We start from the raw sequence: 18,537 nt of genomic DNA on the forward strand, positions 1-18,537 counted from the left end.
CCCGCTCAGGTGGCATCGCTCTCGACCAGCTTCCAGTCATTGTCGGTGAGCGGCTCTGCGCCCTGCGGCGTGACCCGCACGGTATCGCTGAGCCCAACGCCCCACACGCCCGGGACACGCAGGCAGAGCGGCAGGTGAAAGACCATGTCGGCTTCGAATTCGCGCTGCTGCCCACGGGCGATATAGCCGCTGCCCTCGACCCAGCTGGGCGGAAACTGGGCGCCCACGGCGTAGCCGAACACGCCCGAGAAGAACACCCGATCGGCATGGGGCTCGAGCACGGCCTCGGCGGCCCGGGCAGCATCGTCGAAGGTGTTGCCGGGGCGCATCGAGGCGCCCAAGGACTCGAACAGGTCGCGACATACATCGCGCAGCACCAACATCTGCGGTGAGGCGCGGCCCGCCACGACCGTCTTCATCATCGGCGCGGTGTAGCGCCGGTAGGCGGAGCCGAACTCCAGGAACACCGGCTCGTCGGGCGCGATGCGATGGCGCTGATGGTTCATGTGGATCACGCTGATGCGCCGGCCGGCGGTGACGATGGGCTGCATGCTCATGAACTCGCTGCCGGCCGCCAGCATGGCGCGGGCGCCCTCCGCCGCCACGTCGCTGTCCGTCATGCCGGCGGTAATGACCCGCGTGGCCGCGGCGATCCCCAGCGAGGTGATCCGGGCGCTCTCGCGCAGGCAGGCGAGTTCCGCTTCGCTCTTGACGATACGAATGCGGTCGAGCAGATCGCCGCCATCGTCGCGGAAGCGCTCGACGCCCAGGCGCCTCTGCAGCTCGCGCAGTACCCCGTGGCGCAGCCCCGCCCCGTAGAGATCCAGGCCAATGGCGCGAAAGGGGGCCAGGGTCTCGGTCAGGGGATCGAGCACCTCGGCGATGCCCTCCCAGCGATAGCCCAGCAACTCGTCGACCCGGGCGGTGACCACCGCCGGCCCGGTCTCGATGGAGGGCACCTGCAGTACCAGCCGTTCGACCGAGCAGACGAGGCAGGTATGCACCGATACCTCGAAGGTGTTGTAACCGGTCAGGTAGTAGATGTCGGCGGGGTCCGTCAGCAGCAGGGCGTCCAGGCCGGCCTCCTGCATGGCGCGGCGAACGCGGGCCAGGCGGGCATCGAACTCGCTTTCGGAAAAAGCCAGTTCGCTGGCCTCGAGCCGTGCCGCCAGGGCGTGGCGATACTGGTGATGATCCATGGCGTGGCTCCGTCAATCGCGGGAATCTCAGAGCAGTGTAGTCGTGCTCCGTATCACGTCAGCCGTCAGCAAGGCGAAATAGGGCTGTTCCCGGACAGGCCGGTTTCGTAGAATCCAGCCTCGTATCCGATGCAACAGGACAACGTTTATGGGCAGGGCCTTTCAGAACCGCAAGGAATCCATGGCCAAAACGGCCGCCGCCAAGACCAAGGTGTACAGCAAGTACGGGCGCGAGATCTACGTCTGCGCCAAGCAGGGCGGCACCGACCCCAACGGCAACCTGACACTGCGCGGCCTGATGGAGCGCGCCAAGAAGGACCAGGTACCGAGCCACGTGATCGAGAAGGCGCTGGACAAGGCCAGCGGCGTGGGCGGCGAGGACTACTCACCGGCCCGCTACGAGGGCTTCGGTCCGGGCAACTGCATGGTCATCGTCGACTGCCTGACCGACAACCCCAATCGCACCTTCGGCGACGTGCGCGCCTGCTTCAACAAGGCCAAGAGCAAGCTCGGCACCCCGGGCAGCGTCAGCCACATGTTCGACCACTGCGCCATTCTCGCCTTTGCCGGCAGCGACGAGGAGGCTGTGCTGGAAGCGCTGATGGAGGCCGATGTCGACGTCACCGACATCGAGAATGAAGAGGGCCATATCACCGTCTTCGCCCCGCATACCGAGTATGCCAAGGCCAAGCAGGCGCTCATCGACACCTTCGGCGAGATCGAGTTCGAGGTCGACGAGATCCAGTTCGTGCCCCAGACCACGACTCCGGTCGAGGGTGACGACGTGGCCATGTTCGAGAAGCTGATCGACGCCCTCAACGACCTGGACGACGTGCAGAACGTCTTCCACAACGCCGAAGTGGCATCCTGACGCGCCGCGCCGGAGTCACCGGCACGGCACGTCGCTCGACAGTGGCTCCAAGCGGTATCAACCGCCCTTGGCAGGTGAAGAGCTGCTGCCCGGCGGCTTTGCGCTGGGCGCACTGGTACCGCCCTTCCTGACCGCTTCGCCGGCGGACGGCTGCGAACTGCCCGGCTCGGAAGCGCCGGCCTTGGCGAAGCGTTCCTCGCTGGAGGGATTCTCTACATAGCCCGAGGAGTTCGACGACGGCGCCTTTGGGGACGTCGCGTGTGAGGAGTGCATCGAACGAGCCTCTTCCTTGACCCGCTCGGCGGTCTCATGGATCTTTTCCTCGGCCCGCTCGAGCTGCTCCTGGCCAGCCTCCTCGGCGCGAAGCAGGGCTCGGTCGCGCATTGCGCCAAGATGGCGGTTCTCCACGCGGGTCGGCGAGAACAGGCTGCCGAGCACGGCGCCCACGGCCACCCCCAGCGCGCCGGCCACCAACGGATGTTCCTGCACGAAGTGAGTGGCCTGGGTACCCGCATCCTGAGCGCGATGGGTGACCGACTGCATGGCGGAATGCTGGCGATCCCACAGGTGCGAGGAGCGTTCGCGCATCTGCTCACTCATATTCTGGGTACGCTCCTTGACCTGGTCGCCCAGGTGTTCGGCCCTGTCACGCAGGTTTTCGGCCATCTGGTGCGCCTTGCGGGTCATGCCGTGGCCATGCGCCTCGTCGCCGTGCCGGGGTGTCGCCCCCAGCGCCGCAGGGTCATGCCCGAGGGTCGTGGTGCCGGCTCCGCTAATGGTTTCATGACCGCCGCTGGCGGGCATGTCGTCGCCGCTGGGCATCCGCGTGCGCGGCATGGTGGCGCCAGGGTAGCCCCCCTGCACGGCATACTGCCCATGGTCGTGGTGCGAGCTGCGCTGCGCCAGCAACAGCCAGCCAAGGCCGATGCCGGTTACCATCACGGGCAGCGGATTTTCCTTGATCGTATTTCCCAGGCGGGAAACGAGCCGTTCGGCTCCGCCCTGGCGTAGGTAGTCATAGGTCGTGTTCATAAGCTGCTCTGGAGAAAGTCTCTCTTCGATTTGATGAAGGGTCTCGTCCAGGCGCGCCCGCGCCTGGTATACCTCGTTCTCGATCTCGTCGGTACGGCGCCGACCGTCCTGGCTCATCTCAGCTCCTCCTTGACCGCTTCTTCATGCTCCTGGGTCAACGCCTTGTCGCGCCGCAGGCTCGCCATGGTGCGCGTTGGCATCAGGTTTCCCTGCTTGAGTTTCTTGCGCCCCGCTTGAAGCATGATGAGGCCGATCACCACCACGACCCCACCGACGACAAGAGCGGAGAGCCAAGGTGTGGTTTCGGGAGGAAGAACGGTATTGAGGCCAAAGACCGCGGCGGCAAGCAGCACTAGAAAACCGCACATCAGCACCGCGCCGGCGATAGCGATCGATGCAAGAGCGCCCACCGCCTGGCTGGTCTTCTCGCTCATCTCGACCTTGGCCAGCTCGGTTTCCTTGCGTACCAGTGAGGTCACTTCCCGTGCCAGGCTAGAGAAGAGAGAGCCGATCGTGGACTCTCCCGTACGAATTCTGTCTTTCGCTTCCATGAGGTGTCGCCTCCATTGCATCTTTCGGCAAAGCTTCACTCGACGAAAGCCAGCGCTTTCGTCTCATGCTGCGACTCAATGGTCCGGTACGTTGCTGTGGCTGGTGCTGCCGTGGCTGGAGCTACGCATGAAACGGGACAGCATGAAGCCGGCCGCAATGGCCCCCCCCATGAACAATGCCGGGTGCTGGCGACTGTAGTGGCGGGTCTGCTCCATCAGCGTTTCCAGGTCGCGTTCGCGCAGGTGGCGTGAAAAGGCGTCGGAGCGCTTGGCCAGCTCGTTCACGCAGCCGGAGAAGTAGGGCTGCTCCTGGCGCTCGAACTCATCCGCCATCTTGTGCAGCACCGTGGTCACTTTCGCGGCTTGGTCGGCCGCCGCAGCCTTCTGCCGATCGAGCAGGCTCTCGGCCTGCACTCGGGCCGCCTCACGCAGTTCGTCGCGTGCCTCCTCCGCCTGGTGGCGGATTTCCTCGCGATCGAGACCATGCCGGCCGCTACCGTTGCCGGCACTTGCCTCCGAATCCATGCGGCTATGGGTATCACTCATTTGCCACCTCCATGTTTTGCCATGTGCCGTCACGCCCAAGAAGGGCTCCATGCAATCAGTCCAATCCAGACGTAAAATTTGGCTGATACTCGAAAAATAGTCTTCGTGGCAGGCCTGTCAATTCGCTTTCCATGAGAGAAGAAAAGCGCATGACAATAGCGCAATGGGCGGATAAAAAAGATTACCTTTCATGGCCTCAAATCCAACAGGGAGATACACCACTACAATCAGGCAAGAATAGGTCGAATGACAGAGTTCAAGGCCGCGTGGCCATTCCGGCATGGCGTTCGAGGAAATCGTCGATAGCCGAGGAATATTCCGGCTCGCTCTCGATGAAACCGGTGTTGTGGCCACCACGAATGGTGAGCAACTCCTTGGGCTCGCCTGCGGCCCGAAATACCGCTTCACCCTCAGAGAAAGGAATGATTTCGTCATCGCGGCTGTGGATCACCAGCAGCGGCGCCTCGATACGCGCCACGTAGCGCTCTGTGGAATAGTCCAGCGTGGCCAGCCAGCGAACCGGCAGGAAGGGATAGAGTTGCTGCCCCAACGCCGGCACCGAACGGAACGGCGACTCGAGGATCACGGCCGCCGGCTGGACCTGCGGCGCCAGCGAGGCGACCAGTTCTGCCGCCACGGCCGCCCCCAGCGAGCGCCCGAACAGCACGATCTCATCGGCGGACGCTCCCACCTGCTCGGTCAGCCAGCGCCAGCCGGCTCGGGCGTCCCGTGCCGTGCCCTCCTCGGAGGGGCGGCCCTCGCTGCGGCCGTAGCCGCGGTAGTCGAGGATCAGTACCGACAGGCCCAGGCGATGGAACTGCTGGATCGAATCGAGGCGATGGGAGATGTTGCCGGCGTTGCCATGCAGGAACAGCAGGTAGCCGCGGGCATCCTCGACGGGGATCCACCAGGCGTCGAGGGTCACGCCATCCTCGGTCACCAGGTCGACCTGCTGCCACGCCAGGCCGCGATCGGCCGGCGTGGCGACATGTTCCCGCCCCATGTGCGGCAGATAGAGAAGTCGCTCCTGGAAGAACCAGGCCAGCAACACCACGAGGCCGTAGACACCGGCCAGGGAGGAGATCACGCGCAGCATTCATCCTCCTCTCTCTTTGGCCGTTAGCCCGGCTGCGTGAAAGCCCGGTACGCCTCCCACACATCGGCCACGCTGGCCTCCAGGAAGCGCTCGCCATGCTCCAGGGTGGCAAGTGACGGATCCGAGCCCATGCGGCCATCGGGGAAGCGACGGCGGAACTCGTCGGCATCGCACTGGGCGCTGCCGCGGGGGGCGATGCGTGGCGACATGCTCACTCGCTTGATCGCTTCAGGGCGAGCGAACCAGGAGAGCGCCACCTCCGAGGCAGTAGCATGGGTGCCCTCGGCATCGCCATAGAGCGACTCGGCCAGTTCGCGCACCCGCGGGCCGGCAAACCAGTTGTTGGTGGCAAGGTGCAGCTCGCCGGCGGGCTGGAGACCCAAGCCCATGCTGCGCTCGGTGTAGATTGCGGCGAAGGCCGCACTCAGGCTAGCGATGTTGCCGCCATGGCCGTTGAGGAAGAACACATGCGTGAAGCCGTGACGCGACAGCGAAGTCACGGTGTCCTGCAGCACGGCAATGAGCGTGCTGGGACGCAGGCTGATGGTGCCGGGAAACGCCAAGTGGTGCTGGGCCATGCCCAGGTTCTGGGTCGGTGCCACCAGCACCCCATGGCGCTCGCCGATTTCCCAGGCGATCGTCTCGGGGCAGATGGCGTCGGTGCCTACCAGGCCGTTGGGGCCATGCTGCTCGGTAGAACCGATTGGCACGATGATACCGGTTTCGCGCTGCAGGTAGGTCTCGACCTCCTGCCAGGTAGCGTGCTGCAGTCGCATGTCGCCTCCTCGTGTTCAGCCTTGCCCACCGCTACGATCGCAGCCCATCATTCCCGCCTTGGCCCAGCTTTCGCCGTCCACTTCGTTGAAGAATACCTGCACGCTCTGCTCGGAGACGCCATAGACCTCGACGAAGGCCTCGGTGATACGGCGTGCGAGTTCGCGCTTCTGCGCCAGCTCGCGCGGGAACTGCTGGATGGTCACGATGGGCATGTCGGCTCCTGTCATGGGCGGGGGTCATGGAAAGGCTTCATGGTCGACCCAAAGGGGCCTTGCCGCAACCTCACGTCTGCATGCTCGCCCTGCGGCGCCGCTACTCCGAGGGCGGGTCGCTATACTCCAAACGCGCCCACAGGCCGCCCTGCAACAAGTCGCAGCCCTGCTCGCGCAGGTAATTGGCCTGGTGGCGTGAACTGACCCCGCTCGCCGCCACGCGTACGCCCAGCTCGTGCGCCATGCCGATGACCGAGCGGATGACGGCCTGGCGGCGCGGATTGTCGAGGCAATCATCGATGAACAGCGCATCGAGCTTCAGCGTGTCGATGGGAAACAGGCTCAGGTGGCCAAGGATGGAGGGCCCCTTGCCGAAACCGTCGATGGAAAGCCGCACGCCTGTCGCCTTGAGCCGCTCGAGCACTGCGCCGACATGATCGGGCTCCTGCATCAACCCGCCTTCGGTCAACCCGATCTCGAGCAGCCCCGCTGGCAGGCCGCTCTCCTCGAGCGCGGCACGGACGCTTTCGACCAGCACGTTGCCCACCACTCCTTCGGCCGGCACGCTGACGACGACCCGCAGTCCGGAACCTGCTTCAAACCAGGACCGAGCATGCCGACAGGCCCTGGCCAGCACCCAACAGCAGATCTCCTGCAACTGGTCGTTGTCCCGGGCGGCAGGCAACCACTGTGCCGCCTCCAGCAGACCGAAGCGGGGCGAACGCCAGCGCGGCTGGGCCGACACCGCCACGACCTGGCCGCTGCGGGCGCAGAGCAAGGGACGATAGCGCAGTTCCATTTCACTGCGTGCCAAGACATCGCGCAATTCACAGCGCAGCGCGATACGATCGGGGCCGCTGTCGAGCAGGTCGTACGAGAAGACGCAATACTGCATGCTACCCCTGGCCTGCGCCTTACGTCGGGCCAGGTTGGCGTGTCGCATCAATTCGGTGACCGTATCGCCATGGTCGGGATACAGCGCGAGCCCAATGCAGCAGCTGGCAAAGAGGGTTCGCCCGGATAGCTCGATGGGCTGGCGGGTACGCTCCAGCAATCGTTCGACCAGCGGGATGACCGACTCCAAGGCTGCCACGTCGGGCATCACGGCCATGACCTCATCGCTGTCGAGTCGGCTGACATCGCCCTTGAAATCGACGATGTCGGTAACCCGCTGCGCCACCAAGCGCAGGCAGGCATCGCCCATGGGCCTTCCCAGCGAATGGTTGATTTCCTTCAAGCGATCGATGTCGATGTGCAGGACGGCGACTTTCGTACCCTGCTCGGCGGCTCGCGCCAGCAACGACGCCAGATGATGCTCGGCGTGGCGGCGCGTGTGCAGGCCAGTGACATCGTCATGGCAGGACTGGCTGGCCGGATCCTGGGATCGGCTCTGGATGACAAGCTGGCGCATGAGACTCCTTTCCCCGCGAATCAACGGATTTATTCGTAAAGTTTGAATCAAGTGTTCCTGACAAACCGAATGAACTCACGCCAGATTGTTATAATTTTCCGTCTTGCATTGTCCAAATATCACGCAAACAGCCCTCAGTCAAAAGGGGTTTTGTAAACCCCCGGAAAACGTATTTTAGTTATTTCCGTTCTGTTCTCAGCCACCTACATGCAGAACGGTGTTTTCTTGACTAACAAATCATGACATCCGTAACACATTGAAACGACAAGCTTCCTTGCCACAGGCTAACTTTTACGACAGTAAGCTGAAACTAAGCTGAACATCGGTAAACCCATCCCGTGTCGACAGGAAGGAACCAGACCATGCCAGCCAAATCAAAAGCCCAGCAAATGGCCGCCGGGGCCGCCCTTGCCGCCAAGCGCGGCGAGAAGAAGGTCGGCGAACTCGAAGGCGCATCGAAGCAGATGTACGAGTCCATGGACGAGAAGGAACTCGAGAAGATGGCTTCGACCAGCCAGAAGGACAAACCCACCCACAACCGCAAGTCGTGAGCACGCCGCCTTGTACCGATCACTCCCGGCAAATGGCGTCTAGGCTTTAACCATGTCGGGCCATTCGAGCCCATGCTAATGGGTCAAGGGAGGCGAGCGATGCAGGAAAGCAACGTCGAAGTCGCTGTGATAGGAGCCGGCACCGCCGGCCTGAGTGCCTGGCAGACGGCCAGGCAGTACCATGATCGGGTAGTACTCATCGAGGGCGGTGAGCCCGGAACCACCTGCGCCCGGGTGGGCTGCATGCCTTCCAAACTGCTGATCGCCGCTGCCGAGTCGGCCCATCAGGTCCGCGAGGCCGCTGGCTTCGGCATCGAAGTCGGGAGCATCGAGGTCAACGGCCGGGACGTCATGGCCCGCGTCAGGCGTCAGCGCGACGCCTTCGTCGAGAGCGTGCTCGCCTCCATGCAGCGTATCGAGCCCGAAAATCGTATCCGAGGCCACGCCCGCTTCGAGGATCCACATACGCTGCGTGTCGGCGACGATCTGCGCCTGCGCGCCCGGGCCATCATCATTGCAACCGGCTCGCGTCCCCACTGGCCCAAGGCCTTCGCCCCGGCCGGCGATCGCCTGGTCGATAGCGACGCCATCTTCGAATGGGAAGAGCTGCCCGAATCGGTGGCCGTATTCGGCTCCGGCATCGTCGGACTGGAACTTGGCCAGGCGCTCGGCCGCTTGGACGTGCGTATTCGCATGTTCGGCAGGAGCGGCTCGCTCGGCCCGTTCCAGGACCCGGCGCTGCGTGACTACGCCGAACGCATCTTCAACGATGAGTTCTACCTCGACCCCGCGGCTCAGGTAGAAGCCATCGAGCGCGACGGGGACCAGGTGGCGATCAGCTTCATCGAGCGCGGCAGCGGCCGCCGCCTGACCGAACGCTTCGACTACCTGCTGGCCGCCACGGGGCGCCGCCCCAACCTCGACCGCCTCGACCTGCAGAACGCCGGCCTGGCGCTGGACGACAAGGGCGTTCCCCTTTACAACCGCTTCACCATGCAGTGCCGCCAGGCTGGCGACCAGGGCGATGGCAGTCATGTCTTCATCGCCGGGGACGCCAGCCAGGAACTACCGCTGCTGCACGAAGCGAACCAGCAGGGCCGTATCGCCGGGCATAACGCCGGCCGCTACCCCGAGCGCCGCGCAGGCCGTCGCAGTATGCCGCTGTCGATCGTCTTCACCGAGCCGCAGATGGCTACGGTGGGCCTGAGCCGCGACGAAGCGGCGCAGCGCTTCGGCTGTGATGGAGTCGCCGAAGGTGAAGCCACCTTCGAGGATCAGGGCCGCGCGGTGGTGATACGCCAGAACCGCGGCCTGATGCGCCTGTACGCCGAGCACGGTTCCGGCCAGTTCCTCGGTGCCGAGCTGTTCGGCCCCCGCGTGGAACATATCGCTCACCTGCTGGCCTGGGCGCTGGAGCAGAAGATGGGCGTCGAGCGCATGCTGGAGATGCCCTTCTATCATCCGGTACTGGAGGAGGGCCTGCGCAGCGCCCTGCGCGACCTCAACAGCGCCCTGCTGCAGGGCCCGGCCATGACCGAGCGCTGCCTCGAGTATGGCCCCGGGGGTTAGGCAAGGCTCATGGCGTGGCGTGCAGCCAGCGTGCCCGGCCCGCCTCCTTGGCCCGGTAAAGCGCCTGGTCCGCCCGGCTGTAGACATGGTTGGCGGTAGTGGCATGCCGCCTCTGTACCAGGTAGAGCCCGGCTGAGACCGTGACATTGTCATGTGGTCCTGCGGGTGCCGGGGCTCCCATGGCTTCGACCGAGGCCAGTAGCCGATCGGCCATGTGCGCCGCCTGTTCCGGCGTCTCGGTGTGATACACCACGCCGAACTCCTCACCGCCGAGACGAAACACCACGTCCTCGCCACGGGAGAAGACCTCGCTGGCCGTGCCGGCAAGCTGCTTCAGCAGCTCATCGCCCTGGGGATGGCCAAAGTGATCGTTATACGCCTTGAAACGATCGACATCGAACAGCAGGAAAGCCAGTTGGCGTTCGTCGTCATCCCGGCGCGACAATTCACGCTCGAGCACTTCGATGAAGGTACGGCGGTTGTAGAGCCCGGTCAGCGGATCGTGACTGGCGAGTTCGTTGAGGCTCAGGCTTATCCTCCTCAACATCAGGATCGCCTGCTTGCGGTGGTACAGGTAGAGCGCCATGACTGCAGCCTGGAACAGCATCACCACGGTAACGGTGAGTGCCCCGTCCAGCAGCATCGTGCCATCGTGCAGGGTGGGGCCGAACCCGGTGGCGAGCAGGATATTGAGCGCCGCCGTCATCAACAGGGTGCCGGCGAGCCCGCGGCGGATGTCGTCGAGCAGCAGGAATGCCAGGGCGGGGTAGATCAGCGGCAGGGTCATCGTCAGAGGGTTGTCGGCCCGAACGATCGACAGCCCCAGCAGGCAAACGAAGAGAAAGACGTGGGTGACATGCACGGCCCAGGCGACAGGAAGCCCCAGGCGCAGGCCGGTGATGACCCCGATCGCCACCATCAGGCCTGCGGAATCGATGGCCAGGCGCCCCGGAGAGGATTCCAGCACGCCGAACAGGATCAAGACCAGGAACAGGGACCAGACGAAAATGGCCGCGCCCTGAATCAGGTTCAGCAGAGTAATGCGCAGATAGTGGGGGAACCCTCCGAGGTGCGACCACCCGAGGTCATCAGGTCGCGCCAGAGTCGCGAGACGGCCCCTTGCGGGCCTTCCTGGAAGTCGTCGCCAACCGAGGAAAGATGCTTTTCCTCGGGGAACCGTTCGGGCCTGTTCATGTTCGCCTCCGCACCTGTCCTGCCGCTGGCCTTGACGCTTCTCGACTGGCAGCGGAAGAAGCTCGGCATAGCGTAACGGAAAGTAGCGTTGACAAAACAATGAAATACGCGCCGGGGCCGCTCTCCATTCCTGAACTGGAGCCGGCCACGGTGAATTGACTGACACACGATGAATGGCATATCGGCAAGTCCGGGTTATGCTGATAGAACGAGAGCGCAAACGATGAGGCAGGTGACCCCGATGGCCGATATCGCTTCACGGCTGAAAGCCGTACAACAAGACATCGAGCGACTGGCCGAGCTCGCCGCTGCCGACCAGGCCGATACCGCACGTCACCTGGCGGAGTCGGTGAAAAAGGAACTCGATAGCGCCATCGCTGAAGCAGCCGGCGCGCCTGCCCCTGTCAACGCGACGTCACCCGCCCTGCCGCGAGGTCCGCGCCACGAGGAGATTCGCTGCCCGCTCTGCTCGCTGCGCTCCTTCACCTACCAGGCGGGAACGCTGCGTCGTTCGGATGCGACCGATTCCGGCTATGAGGCGCTTTTCCATTGCCTGAGCTGTGGCCATGAGGCGTGGCACGAGGCGCAGTAACCCTTTGCTTATCGGCCGCCTTGGCAGGTTTACTCCTCGAACGCCGAGAGCGCCCGCTCGCAGCCCATCCCGACCCGTTCGCCACCACCCAGATCGATCCACGGCAGAATTGCCAGGGGGGGCGCGACGATGGCGCCCAGTAGCGACAGGGCACCACGCGCGATCAACTCCTGGGTGATGACGTTCACCTCCGGCTCGCGTAACGACCCTTTCAGTTCCACCGGCGAGTTACCGGTGAACAGCGTGGGATCGAGATTGTGCCCCTGGAAGGCCAAGTCCATTCTCTCGGTGGCCAGGTTGATGGCACCGGCTCCCTCGAAGTGAGCGATCTCCGTGGCCATGAAGAACTCATCCAGATCGACCAGGCCGCTATCGGCAACGAAACGCAGGTAGGTGCACTCCAGCTGTACCTGACCTTCGCCGGTGAGTGCCGCCACCAATGCATTGGCCACATTGAGCGGCAGCAGTTCGGCGGCGATGATGTCCAGCCAGCCCTGGGACATGGCCAGCTCCAGCTCGCCATCGAGCCCGGCCATGACCTCGTGCATGGAGCGCCCGCGGTAGCGGAAATCGCCACGGCCACCGATCAATCCCAGGGTATCTCGGGCCACCTCGGGCAGGCCGGCCTCTTCCAGTAGCGCGCTGAGATTGACCTGGTCGAGCGCCAGCTGCAGGTTGCCCTCCAAGGCCGCCTGGCGTGCATCCATGACCCAGGAGGCACTGACCCGGCCGCCACCGAGCCCCAGCCGCAGGGGTTCGACCGTCATTACCCCCTGTTCCAGCTCCAGGGCGAGCGCCAGGTTTTCGAACGGGACGTGTTTCGCCTGCACGTCGACCGCCTCGTAGTCCAGCACGATGTCGGTGTTGCGCAGCGCCTCCAGGTCCCATTCACGGTCGGGGAACAGTATCCCAGCACGCTGCTCCTCCGCCTCCCACTGCTGCTGCTCGGGCGAAGCCGTCTCGTCCGTACCGGTTTCCGGCGACATGCCCAGCATCGGCAACAGATCGTCCGCTTCCAGTTGCTGCGAGACGAGCGTCGCCCATATCCTGGGACGGTCACCGAAGTGCATGCGCACGTCACCGGCCACGTCGCTGTCGCCGAAGCCGCCTTCGAGGCCATCGATATCGAGCTGGCCATCCTGGTAGCGCAGGTAACCGCTGACCCGATAGGGCGGCAGTTCGGGCAGGATGATGCCGGTCAGGTCGGTAAGCTCCGCCGGGCTGGGTCCCTCGAGGCGGGCACGGCCCTCTACCGCTTCGAGGGCGAAGGGCTGCACCGCGCTGCCATCGATCCAAAGCCGGGTATCGCCGCTGGCGAGCTCTCCGGCTACCGGATAAGGTCTATCGGGATTGGTGAGGTCCAGCAGCGGCCCCACCAGCAGGTCGAAGCCGAAGGGCTCCTGTTCGTAGCTGCCCTCGCCGACCAGGTGCACCCGTTGCCCCTCCACGCCCTCGGTGAGCGTGTCGGCAGTGAACGAGAGCGCAAGCCCCCAATGCGGAGCGAGATAGTCCAGCGCGGTATTCTCGAACAGCAACCCACCGTCGACCACGCGGGTGTTGAGGTTGCCGTCCAGTGTACCCAAGGGACCAAACCCGAACGGGGATAGCGCTGCGGTCAGATCGATGCGGTCCAACTGCGCCTGCAGGTCGGCTACCAGGCGCTGCTCATCGACCTCGATCCAGCCCTGGACGTTCAGCGAGCGCGGCGCCTCCTCATCGACCTGCTGCATGGCCTGAAGCCGGGCAATGGAGAGCCGCCCCTCCTCCAGGGTCGCATCGAAGGTCAGGGCATGCAGGGTCTGGCCGGCGTAGCGAAGCTGCCCGAGCGCCAGGTCGAGGTAAGCCTCGAACGCTTCCAGCCCTGCCAGGGCCTGGGCTACGCGATGGTCCCACTCCTCATCATCCTGTACTGCATCTTCATCCCCAGGCGTTGCATCTTCCTGGGCGTCCTCGAACAGGCCCCAACGGTCCAGATCGAGTACATCGGCGTCCAGCTCGGCCGCCAGCCGTGGAACGTCGCGTCCCAGGTCGAACGCCAGCCGCCCCTCCAGGCGACTATCGCCAATGTTCGCCTCGAATCCGTCGATGCCGCCGCGCCATGTGTCCAGGTCAAGGCGAAGCAGGCCATGAAACGCCAAGGGGTCATCTTGAACGTGCCCCTCGCCGCGTACGGCCAGGCGCTGCCCGTTGATGGCCTCAGCGGGGGTCTCGAAGATCGCCTCGAGCTCGATATCCTGCACCGTATCCCGGTAACGCAGCCGCCCTTGCTCGACGGCAGCGGCTCGGGTCTCGACGTCCACCCGCCCCTGAACCTGCAACAGGCGCTCCCCGCCATTCCCCAGCGGTTCTCTCGCCTGCAACCGCCCGATCGACAGCCGCCCTTCTCGTAGCGCGGCCTGTACTACCACCTCGTGGAAGGCGCGCTCGGCGAGCTGCAGCCGGCCGATGTCCAGATCGACCTCAGCCTCGAAGGAGCGCAGCACTCCCAGCCTGTCCGTCAAGGGGCGCTCCGGCCCGGCAGGATCGGGCTCGGCCGGCTGGATATCATCGGCAAACAGACCGATCCAGCGGTCCAGGTCGAGGCTGTCGGCTTCGAGATTGGCCGCGAAGCGCGGTATCTCGCGCCCCAGATCCAGCGCCAAGGCACCGCGCAGGCGACCATCTCCGATTCGCCCCTGGAATGCTTCGATGGCACCACGGCGCTCTTCCATCTGCAGGTGCAGCAGGCCTTGAAACCGGACGGGCTCGCCTTGTGCACTACCCTCCCCGCGAAGAACCACGCTCAGCTCTTCGACACTCTCACCGGGGGTGGAGAAAGCGATGTCGAGTTCGACGCCATGGCCTGCATCGCGAAAAACCAGCCGCCCCTGGTCGATATCGAAGGCTCTGGGCCAAAGGGGAATCTCCTGCTCCTCGGTCGGCTTACCCTGCAGCAGGTCATCGATATTGGTGCTGCCGTCCTCACGGCGCAGCAGGAGCACCTCCGGCCGGCGGATGCCAATCCGTTCCAGCTCGATCTCGCCTTGCAGCAAGGCGCCCACATCAAGGGTCACCGACAGTTCATCGAGGCGGGCCATGGGATCGTCGGCCCAGCTCGCATTGGCGATGCGCACCTCGTTGAGCCGCAGGGTCAACGGCAAGCCCCAATCGATGCCGTGATCACCGATCGCCACCTCACGCCCCAACTGTTCGCCGGCCTGGTCTTCCAGCCAGCCACGAAACCAGGCGGACTCCAGGAACAGCGCCGCGGCCACCAGCACCAGCAGCACTGCCCCTATTGTCATGGCAACTCGACGAGCGACCTTGTTCACCATTCCGTCCATGGTTGTGAAATTGATCGATACCCTAACCATGGACAGAGACACGGAATCGGTCCAATCCCGCCCCCGCCTTGCGCACCGTATGCGCTTTCTCACTTGGCCTTCACACTCGCTAACCTGCTCCCAGCCAATAAAGCTTCTATGCTGGAAACATGGACGTCTCGACCGTTAACCACGGTAAACAAGGAGAGACAGCGGGATGTTCCCAGCCGGAACGGGAGGTTCGTATGAAAATCTACAAGCCGGAATGGCACTGCACTTTCACCGTGAACGAAGCCGCCGGAGCGTCAGCGAGCTGGCGTGAAAGGTTTGCCTGGCGCATTCGACGCTGGGCCGACAGGCTCCACGGCAAGGGCCGCACGGTGACGATCGAGTGCAATGTCGAGCCCGCCGTGACAGCGGAGGAGATCGATACCTGCCTGATCAAGGGTTTCGAGGTCACCCACGCCCTGCTCAACCAACTGGCGCAGCAGGCCGCCTGCGAGGACGTGATGCGCGATGCCAAGGCCGAGCTGTACGAACAAGGGCCACCGCGCTGAAATTACCAGGCAGTGCAGGATGCAAGCTGGTCAAGGAGCCGACATGCAGTCACGTTATTTCACCATCTGCGACTACCCGAAAGGGATGCCGCCAAGAGAGCTATTCGAGCTGCACAGCCAGGCGCTACCCGCGCTGGATGAAGGTGAGGTACGCATTCGCAATACCTGGCTCTCGGTCGACCCCTACATGCGGGGCCGCATGAGCGGTGTCAGGACCTACGTCGCACCGTTCGATCTGAACGCTCCGCTGGAAGGCGCCGCCATCGGCGAGGTGATCGAGTCGCGTCATGCCCGTTTCAAGGCGGGCGACAGGGTGCGCCACATGGCGGGATGGCGGGACATCGCTCAGCTCAAGGGGGAGGTACTGGAGCCCCTGCCCGACATGCAGATCCCCGAGCAAGCCTATCTGGGCGTGCTCGGCATGCCGGGAATGACCGCCTGGACGGGGCTCAACCGCATTGCCAACCTGCGTGAAGGCGACAATGTACTGGTCAGCGCCGCCAGCGGTGCCGTAGGCTCGCTCGCCGTGCAACTGGCCAAGGCCAGGGGTGGCACGGTGGTCGGTATCGCCGGTGCAGCGGACAAGCTCGAATGGCTGGAACAGCACGATATCCGCGCCGTGAGCTACAAGGGCAAGGATGCCCGGCAACTGAGTGCCGCCCTCAAGGAAGCCTGTCCCGAAGGCTTCGATGTGTACTTCGAGAACGTTGGCGGCGCTTGCCTCGAAGCGGCACTGAACAATCTCAAGGTCGGTGCACGCATCGCCATCTGCGGGCTGATCTCGCATTATAACGACGAAACCCAGGCGCAAGGCCCGAGCAATCTGGCGAACCTGCTGGTCCAGCGCGCCCGCATGCAGGGCTTCATCATCTTCGATCACTGGACCGAATATCCGCATTTCCTCGAGGAGGTCGGACCGCGTGTCGCCCAAGGCGAGATCGACTACGAGGAAACCATCGAGGAGGGGCTGGAGCGCACCCCCGACGCCTTTCTCAAGCTGTTCGAAGGGGCCAACCGAGGCAAGATGCTGGTACGGCTCTGAGTAGCAGTCCGAGGACTGTCCAGCAGGCGATACAGCGAGTGCGCCATCATGCCAAGTGCCCGCTCCCGCCAGGAGCGGGCACTTGGCTGCTCACCTGATCCATTTCTCCGGATGGCTCGACCAGCCCGACCGATAGCGGCATGCCGCCAACCTTCTTGCCTGCTTGAATACCGCTCGAATCCATTCAGGATTTCTGTCACTGTGCCGATAGGGTACTTGTGCGTCGTTCCGAACAGGACTTGCTGCAACGCAGCCATTGCTTCAGAGCCATGAGCAGCATGCGTAGCGAATCAGCACAGTCCGTGAAAGTTCGGTACAATTTTGTTATGTTGGAAAAGTAGTCTTGTCGAAGAAGCGGAGCCGAGCATCACGATCGAACATCCATAACCCAAGCCAGTACAGGAGATAACTCATGCGAGTCTACAAACCTGAGTGGCGGTGTACGTTCAGCGTGAACGAAGGCACGGAAGAGACCAGCGGCTGGCGCGGGCGCTTCGCCTGGTTCATCCGCAGCCTCGCCGACAAGCTGGACGGTAGTGGCAGAACGATCAAGATCGACTATGACGTGACCCCTCATTTGAGTCGCGAAGATGTGGATACCTGTCTCGGCAAGGGCTTCGCCGTGACCCATAGCCTGTTGACCCAGCTCGCCCACCAGGCCGCATGCGAGGACGTGATGCGCGAGGCCAAGGCCGAGCTGTTCGAGGAACATCCGCAGCGCTGACGTTTCACCGCAACAGCAACTCACGCCCCATTCGGCCACCGCCGGATGGGGCGTTTTGCGTTTGGAGAATGGATACGGGACAGACAGTTACAAATCTTTTGCTGCATTGCAGCAAAAAGCGTCTACGCTGGAGGTGTAGTCCTGAAGGAGGACCAGTTCATGACACATATCTACTCCTCTACCGCACGCTACGACGATGAAGTACTTCGCTGCTGGGCCCACCAGGCCAGCCAGTTACAGGCTGCGCACGAGGCCTTGTGGCGCTATCTTGAGCGCCCGGCACCCGGCTCTTCATCCGAAGAGCAGCCTTGACTAGGCTAACCGGAAGCTGACATTCTCACCCCTCTCAAATAATTCATTTGAATATATCTTTAAAGTAACAAATATAGTGTTACTGGAGATGAGGCCTGCCAAGGAGCGTTCAGTCTTGGCTGGGCCTCAGCCGGCTGTGGATGCCATTCCAGGCCCAGGAAAATCGACATGCCAGAAGAGCGTCATCACGTAGCCGCGCACACCACGGGAGTCGATGGCCTGATGGCGATGAGCCGGGCATTCAACCGCCAGCTCGGGCTCTCCCCGGGGCGCTACCGCCGCGCGATCCAAGCCCACTGAGAGGCTGCAATTTCGTTCAAGACCCGGCCAGGCGATAGCACCACGCTAGCGTGGTTGCGTTATCGGAGCCTGCCCATGACCCTCGAATACCTGCTGACCTCTCTGGTCGTCGTCGCCTCACCCGGTACCGGAGTGCTCTATACGCTTGCCACGGGCCTTGCCCGAGGCGTACGCGCCAGCATCCTGGCGGCACTCGGCTGTACCCTTGGCATCGTGCCGCACATGCTCGCCGCCATCACCGGGCTTGCCTCGCTGCTGCATGCCAGCGCCACGGCCTTCCAGCTACTCAAGCTGCTGGGCGTCGCCTACCTGCTCTACATTGCCTGGAGCGTGCTGAAGTCGCGTGAAACCGCACTCCCTGCCGCCGACCAGACGCCGCTACAGGCGAGACAACTGATCGGCAGCGGCGTACTGCTCAATCTGCTCAACCCCAAGCTCACCCTGTTCTTTCTCGCCTTCCTGCCGCAGTTCGTCGATACCGACGGGGCCCCGCTCACACAAATGCTCGAGCTGAGCCTCGTCTTCATGCTAATGACATTTGCGCTGTTTATCGTCTATGGCGTCAGCGCGGCTGCCGCGCGCCAGCGGATCCTGACACGTCCGCGGGTTCTCGCCTGGCTGCGACGCGCCTTCGCGGCGGGTTTCCTCGCCCTGGCGGTACGCCTGGCGATATCGGAGCGCTAGCCCGCTTCGTCACGC

General features: G+C 63.7%; 20 protein-coding genes. 10 read left to right on the forward strand and 10 right to left on the reverse strand.

Annotation, left to right across the window (positions count from 1 at the left end; all coding sequences use genetic code 11):
- Positions 1–5: 5 nt before the first annotated feature.
- Positions 6–1,199: a M24 family metallopeptidase gene (locus ACUY1T_RS06485; protein ID WP_446021144.1), complete on the reverse strand. Its 1,194-nt coding sequence runs from the start codon at positions 1,197–1,199 to the stop codon at positions 6–8.
- Positions 1,200–1,347: 148 nt separating this feature from the next.
- Between ACUY1T_RS06485 and ACUY1T_RS06490 the strand changes: the two genes are divergently transcribed.
- Positions 1,348–2,070 carry a YebC/PmpR family DNA-binding transcriptional regulator gene (locus tag ACUY1T_RS06490; protein ID WP_446021145.1) on the forward strand — a complete coding sequence of 241 codons (723 nt, stop codon included), beginning with the start codon at positions 1,348–1,350 and terminating at the stop codon, positions 2,068–2,070.
- Positions 2,071–2,127: 57 nt separating this feature from the next.
- Here the strand turns inward: ACUY1T_RS06490 and ACUY1T_RS06495 are convergent, their stop codons facing one another.
- From ACUY1T_RS06495 to ACUY1T_RS06525, 7 genes are all read right to left on the reverse strand, one after another.
- On the reverse strand, positions 2,128–3,219 hold the full coding sequence (locus tag ACUY1T_RS06495; RefSeq protein WP_446021147.1) for a DUF3618 domain-containing protein: 1,092 nt from the start codon (positions 3,217–3,219) through the stop codon (positions 2,128–2,130).
- The gene (locus ACUY1T_RS06500; protein ID WP_446021149.1) at positions 3,216–3,653 is read right to left on the reverse strand and encodes a phage holin family protein; all 438 of its coding nucleotides are present in this window, start codon (positions 3,651–3,653) and stop codon (positions 3,216–3,218) included. Before ACUY1T_RS06500 ends, ACUY1T_RS06495 begins: the two co-directional genes overlap by 4 nt.
- Positions 3,654–3,728: 75 nt before the next feature.
- On the reverse strand, positions 3,729–4,199 hold the full coding sequence (locus ACUY1T_RS06505) for a hypothetical protein (RefSeq protein WP_446021151.1): 471 nt from the start codon (positions 4,197–4,199) through the stop codon (positions 3,729–3,731).
- Between the two features lie 256 nt (positions 4,200–4,455).
- Positions 4,456–5,295, reverse strand: a complete 840-nt coding sequence (locus ACUY1T_RS06510; protein WP_446021153.1) for an alpha/beta hydrolase — start codon at positions 5,293–5,295, stop codon at positions 4,456–4,458.
- A gap of 23 nt (positions 5,296–5,318) precedes the next feature.
- On the reverse strand, positions 5,319–6,071 hold the full coding sequence (locus tag ACUY1T_RS06515; protein ID WP_446021155.1) for a creatininase family protein: 753 nt from the start codon (positions 6,069–6,071) through the stop codon (positions 5,319–5,321).
- A 15-nt stretch (positions 6,072–6,086) separates the two neighbouring features.
- Positions 6,087–6,284, reverse strand: a complete 198-nt coding sequence (locus ACUY1T_RS06520) for a tautomerase family protein (RefSeq protein WP_446021157.1) — start codon at positions 6,282–6,284, stop codon at positions 6,087–6,089.
- A 100-nt stretch (positions 6,285–6,384) separates the two neighbouring features.
- A complete protein-coding gene (locus ACUY1T_RS06525; RefSeq protein WP_446021159.1) occupies positions 6,385–7,695 on the reverse strand; it encodes a putative bifunctional diguanylate cyclase/phosphodiesterase in 1,311 nt (436 codons plus the stop codon).
- 362 nt (positions 7,696–8,057) lie between these two features.
- Between ACUY1T_RS06525 and ACUY1T_RS06530 the strand changes: the two genes are divergently transcribed.
- Both ACUY1T_RS06530 and ACUY1T_RS06535 read left to right on the forward strand, forming a co-directional pair.
- On the forward strand, positions 8,058–8,246 hold the full coding sequence (locus tag ACUY1T_RS06530; protein ID WP_446021161.1) for a DUF3008 family protein: 189 nt from the start codon (positions 8,058–8,060) through the stop codon (positions 8,244–8,246).
- A 99-nt stretch (positions 8,247–8,345) separates the two neighbouring features.
- Entirely contained in the window at positions 8,346–9,815 is a 1,470-nt protein-coding gene (locus ACUY1T_RS06535) for a dihydrolipoyl dehydrogenase (protein WP_446021163.1), read from the forward strand.
- Positions 9,816–9,822: 7 nt separating this feature from the next.
- Here ACUY1T_RS06535 and ACUY1T_RS06540 read toward each other — a convergent pair whose 3' ends face one another.
- Positions 9,823–10,782: a GGDEF domain-containing protein gene (locus ACUY1T_RS06540; protein ID WP_446021165.1), complete on the reverse strand. Its 960-nt coding sequence runs from the start codon at positions 10,780–10,782 to the stop codon at positions 9,823–9,825.
- Between the two features lie 450 nt (positions 10,783–11,232).
- Here ACUY1T_RS06540 and ACUY1T_RS06545 point away from each other — a divergent pair, with 450 nt between their 5' ends.
- Entirely contained in the window at positions 11,233–11,601 is a 369-nt protein-coding gene (locus ACUY1T_RS06545) for a hypothetical protein (protein WP_446021167.1), read from the forward strand.
- Between the two features lie 29 nt (positions 11,602–11,630).
- Here the strand turns inward: ACUY1T_RS06545 and ACUY1T_RS06550 are convergent, their stop codons facing one another.
- Positions 11,631–14,954 (reverse strand): AsmA family protein, encoded by a 3,324-nt coding sequence (locus ACUY1T_RS06550; protein WP_446021601.1) that lies wholly within the window; start codon positions 14,952–14,954, stop codon positions 11,631–11,633.
- Positions 14,955–15,148: 194 nt separating this feature from the next.
- Between ACUY1T_RS06550 and ACUY1T_RS06555 the strand changes: the two genes are divergently transcribed.
- The 6 genes from ACUY1T_RS06555 (at position 15,149) to ACUY1T_RS06580 (ending at position 18,522) form a co-directional block, all read left to right on the forward strand.
- Positions 15,149–15,460 carry a hypothetical protein gene (locus tag ACUY1T_RS06555; protein WP_446021168.1) on the forward strand — a complete coding sequence of 104 codons (312 nt, stop codon included), beginning with the start codon at positions 15,149–15,151 and terminating at the stop codon, positions 15,458–15,460.
- Positions 15,461–15,503: 43 nt separating this feature from the next.
- Entirely contained in the window at positions 15,504–16,502 is a 999-nt protein-coding gene (locus tag ACUY1T_RS06560; protein WP_446021170.1) for an NADP-dependent oxidoreductase, read from the forward strand.
- A gap of 412 nt (positions 16,503–16,914) precedes the next feature.
- Positions 16,915–17,226, forward strand: a complete 312-nt coding sequence (locus ACUY1T_RS06565) for a hypothetical protein (RefSeq protein ID WP_446021172.1) — start codon at positions 16,915–16,917, stop codon at positions 17,224–17,226.
- 159 nt (positions 17,227–17,385) lie between these two features.
- Entirely contained in the window at positions 17,386–17,538 is a 153-nt protein-coding gene (locus tag ACUY1T_RS06570; RefSeq protein WP_446021174.1) for a hypothetical protein, read from the forward strand.
- 168 nt (positions 17,539–17,706) lie between these two features.
- A complete protein-coding gene (locus ACUY1T_RS06575; RefSeq protein ID WP_446021175.1) occupies positions 17,707–17,838 on the forward strand; it encodes a hypothetical protein in 132 nt (43 codons plus the stop codon).
- Positions 17,839–17,913: 75 nt separating this feature from the next.
- Positions 17,914–18,522: a LysE family translocator gene (locus tag ACUY1T_RS06580; RefSeq protein ID WP_446021177.1), complete on the forward strand. Its 609-nt coding sequence runs from the start codon at positions 17,914–17,916 to the stop codon at positions 18,520–18,522.
- Positions 18,523–18,537 lie beyond the last annotated feature (15 nt).

The sequence above is a fragment of the Billgrantia sp. Q4P2 genome (genome assembly GCF_052806135.1).

Coding starts and splice junctions, on each gene's coding strand:
- ACUY1T_RS06555 (WP_446021168.1), top strand. CDS start 15,149: ATGAAAATCTACAAGCCGGAATGGCACTGCACTTTCACCGTGAACGAA.
- ACUY1T_RS06500 (WP_446021149.1), bottom strand. CDS start 3,653: ATGGAAGCGAAAGACAGAATTCGTACGGGAGAGTCCACGATCGGCTCT.
- ACUY1T_RS06520 (WP_446021157.1), bottom strand. CDS start 6,284: ATGCCCATCGTGACCATCCAGCAGTTCCCGCGCGAGCTGGCGCAGAAG.
- ACUY1T_RS06535 (WP_446021163.1), top strand. CDS start 8,346: ATGCAGGAAAGCAACGTCGAAGTCGCTGTGATAGGAGCCGGCACCGCC.
- ACUY1T_RS06505 (WP_446021151.1), bottom strand. CDS start 4,199: ATGAGTGATACCCATAGCCGCATGGATTCGGAGGCAAGTGCCGGCAAC.
- ACUY1T_RS06510 (WP_446021153.1), bottom strand. CDS start 5,295: ATGCTGCGCGTGATCTCCTCCCTGGCCGGTGTCTACGGCCTCGTGGTG.
- ACUY1T_RS06515 (WP_446021155.1), bottom strand. CDS start 6,071: ATGCGACTGCAGCACGCTACCTGGCAGGAGGTCGAGACCTACCTGCAG.
- ACUY1T_RS06565 (WP_446021172.1), top strand. CDS start 16,915: ATGCGAGTCTACAAACCTGAGTGGCGGTGTACGTTCAGCGTGAACGAA.
- ACUY1T_RS06580 (WP_446021177.1), top strand. CDS start 17,914: ATGACCCTCGAATACCTGCTGACCTCTCTGGTCGTCGTCGCCTCACCC.
- ACUY1T_RS06485 (WP_446021144.1), bottom strand. CDS start 1,199: ATGGATCATCACCAGTATCGCCACGCCCTGGCGGCACGGCTCGAGGCC.
- ACUY1T_RS06575 (WP_446021175.1), top strand. CDS start 17,707: ATGCCAGAAGAGCGTCATCACGTAGCCGCGCACACCACGGGAGTCGAT.
- ACUY1T_RS06525 (WP_446021159.1), bottom strand. CDS start 7,695: ATGCGCCAGCTTGTCATCCAGAGCCGATCCCAGGATCCGGCCAGCCAG.
- ACUY1T_RS06545 (WP_446021167.1), top strand. CDS start 11,233: ATGAGGCAGGTGACCCCGATGGCCGATATCGCTTCACGGCTGAAAGCC.
- ACUY1T_RS06550 (WP_446021601.1), bottom strand. CDS start 14,954: ATGGTTAGGGTATCGATCAATTTCACAACCATGGACGGAATGGTGAAC.
- ACUY1T_RS06490 (WP_446021145.1), top strand. CDS start 1,348: ATGGGCAGGGCCTTTCAGAACCGCAAGGAATCCATGGCCAAAACGGCC.
- ACUY1T_RS06530 (WP_446021161.1), top strand. CDS start 8,058: ATGCCAGCCAAATCAAAAGCCCAGCAAATGGCCGCCGGGGCCGCCCTT.
- ACUY1T_RS06570 (WP_446021174.1), top strand. CDS start 17,386: ATGACACATATCTACTCCTCTACCGCACGCTACGACGATGAAGTACTT.
- ACUY1T_RS06560 (WP_446021170.1), top strand. CDS start 15,504: ATGCAGTCACGTTATTTCACCATCTGCGACTACCCGAAAGGGATGCCG.
- ACUY1T_RS06495 (WP_446021147.1), bottom strand. CDS start 3,219: ATGAGCCAGGACGGTCGGCGCCGTACCGACGAGATCGAGAACGAGGTA.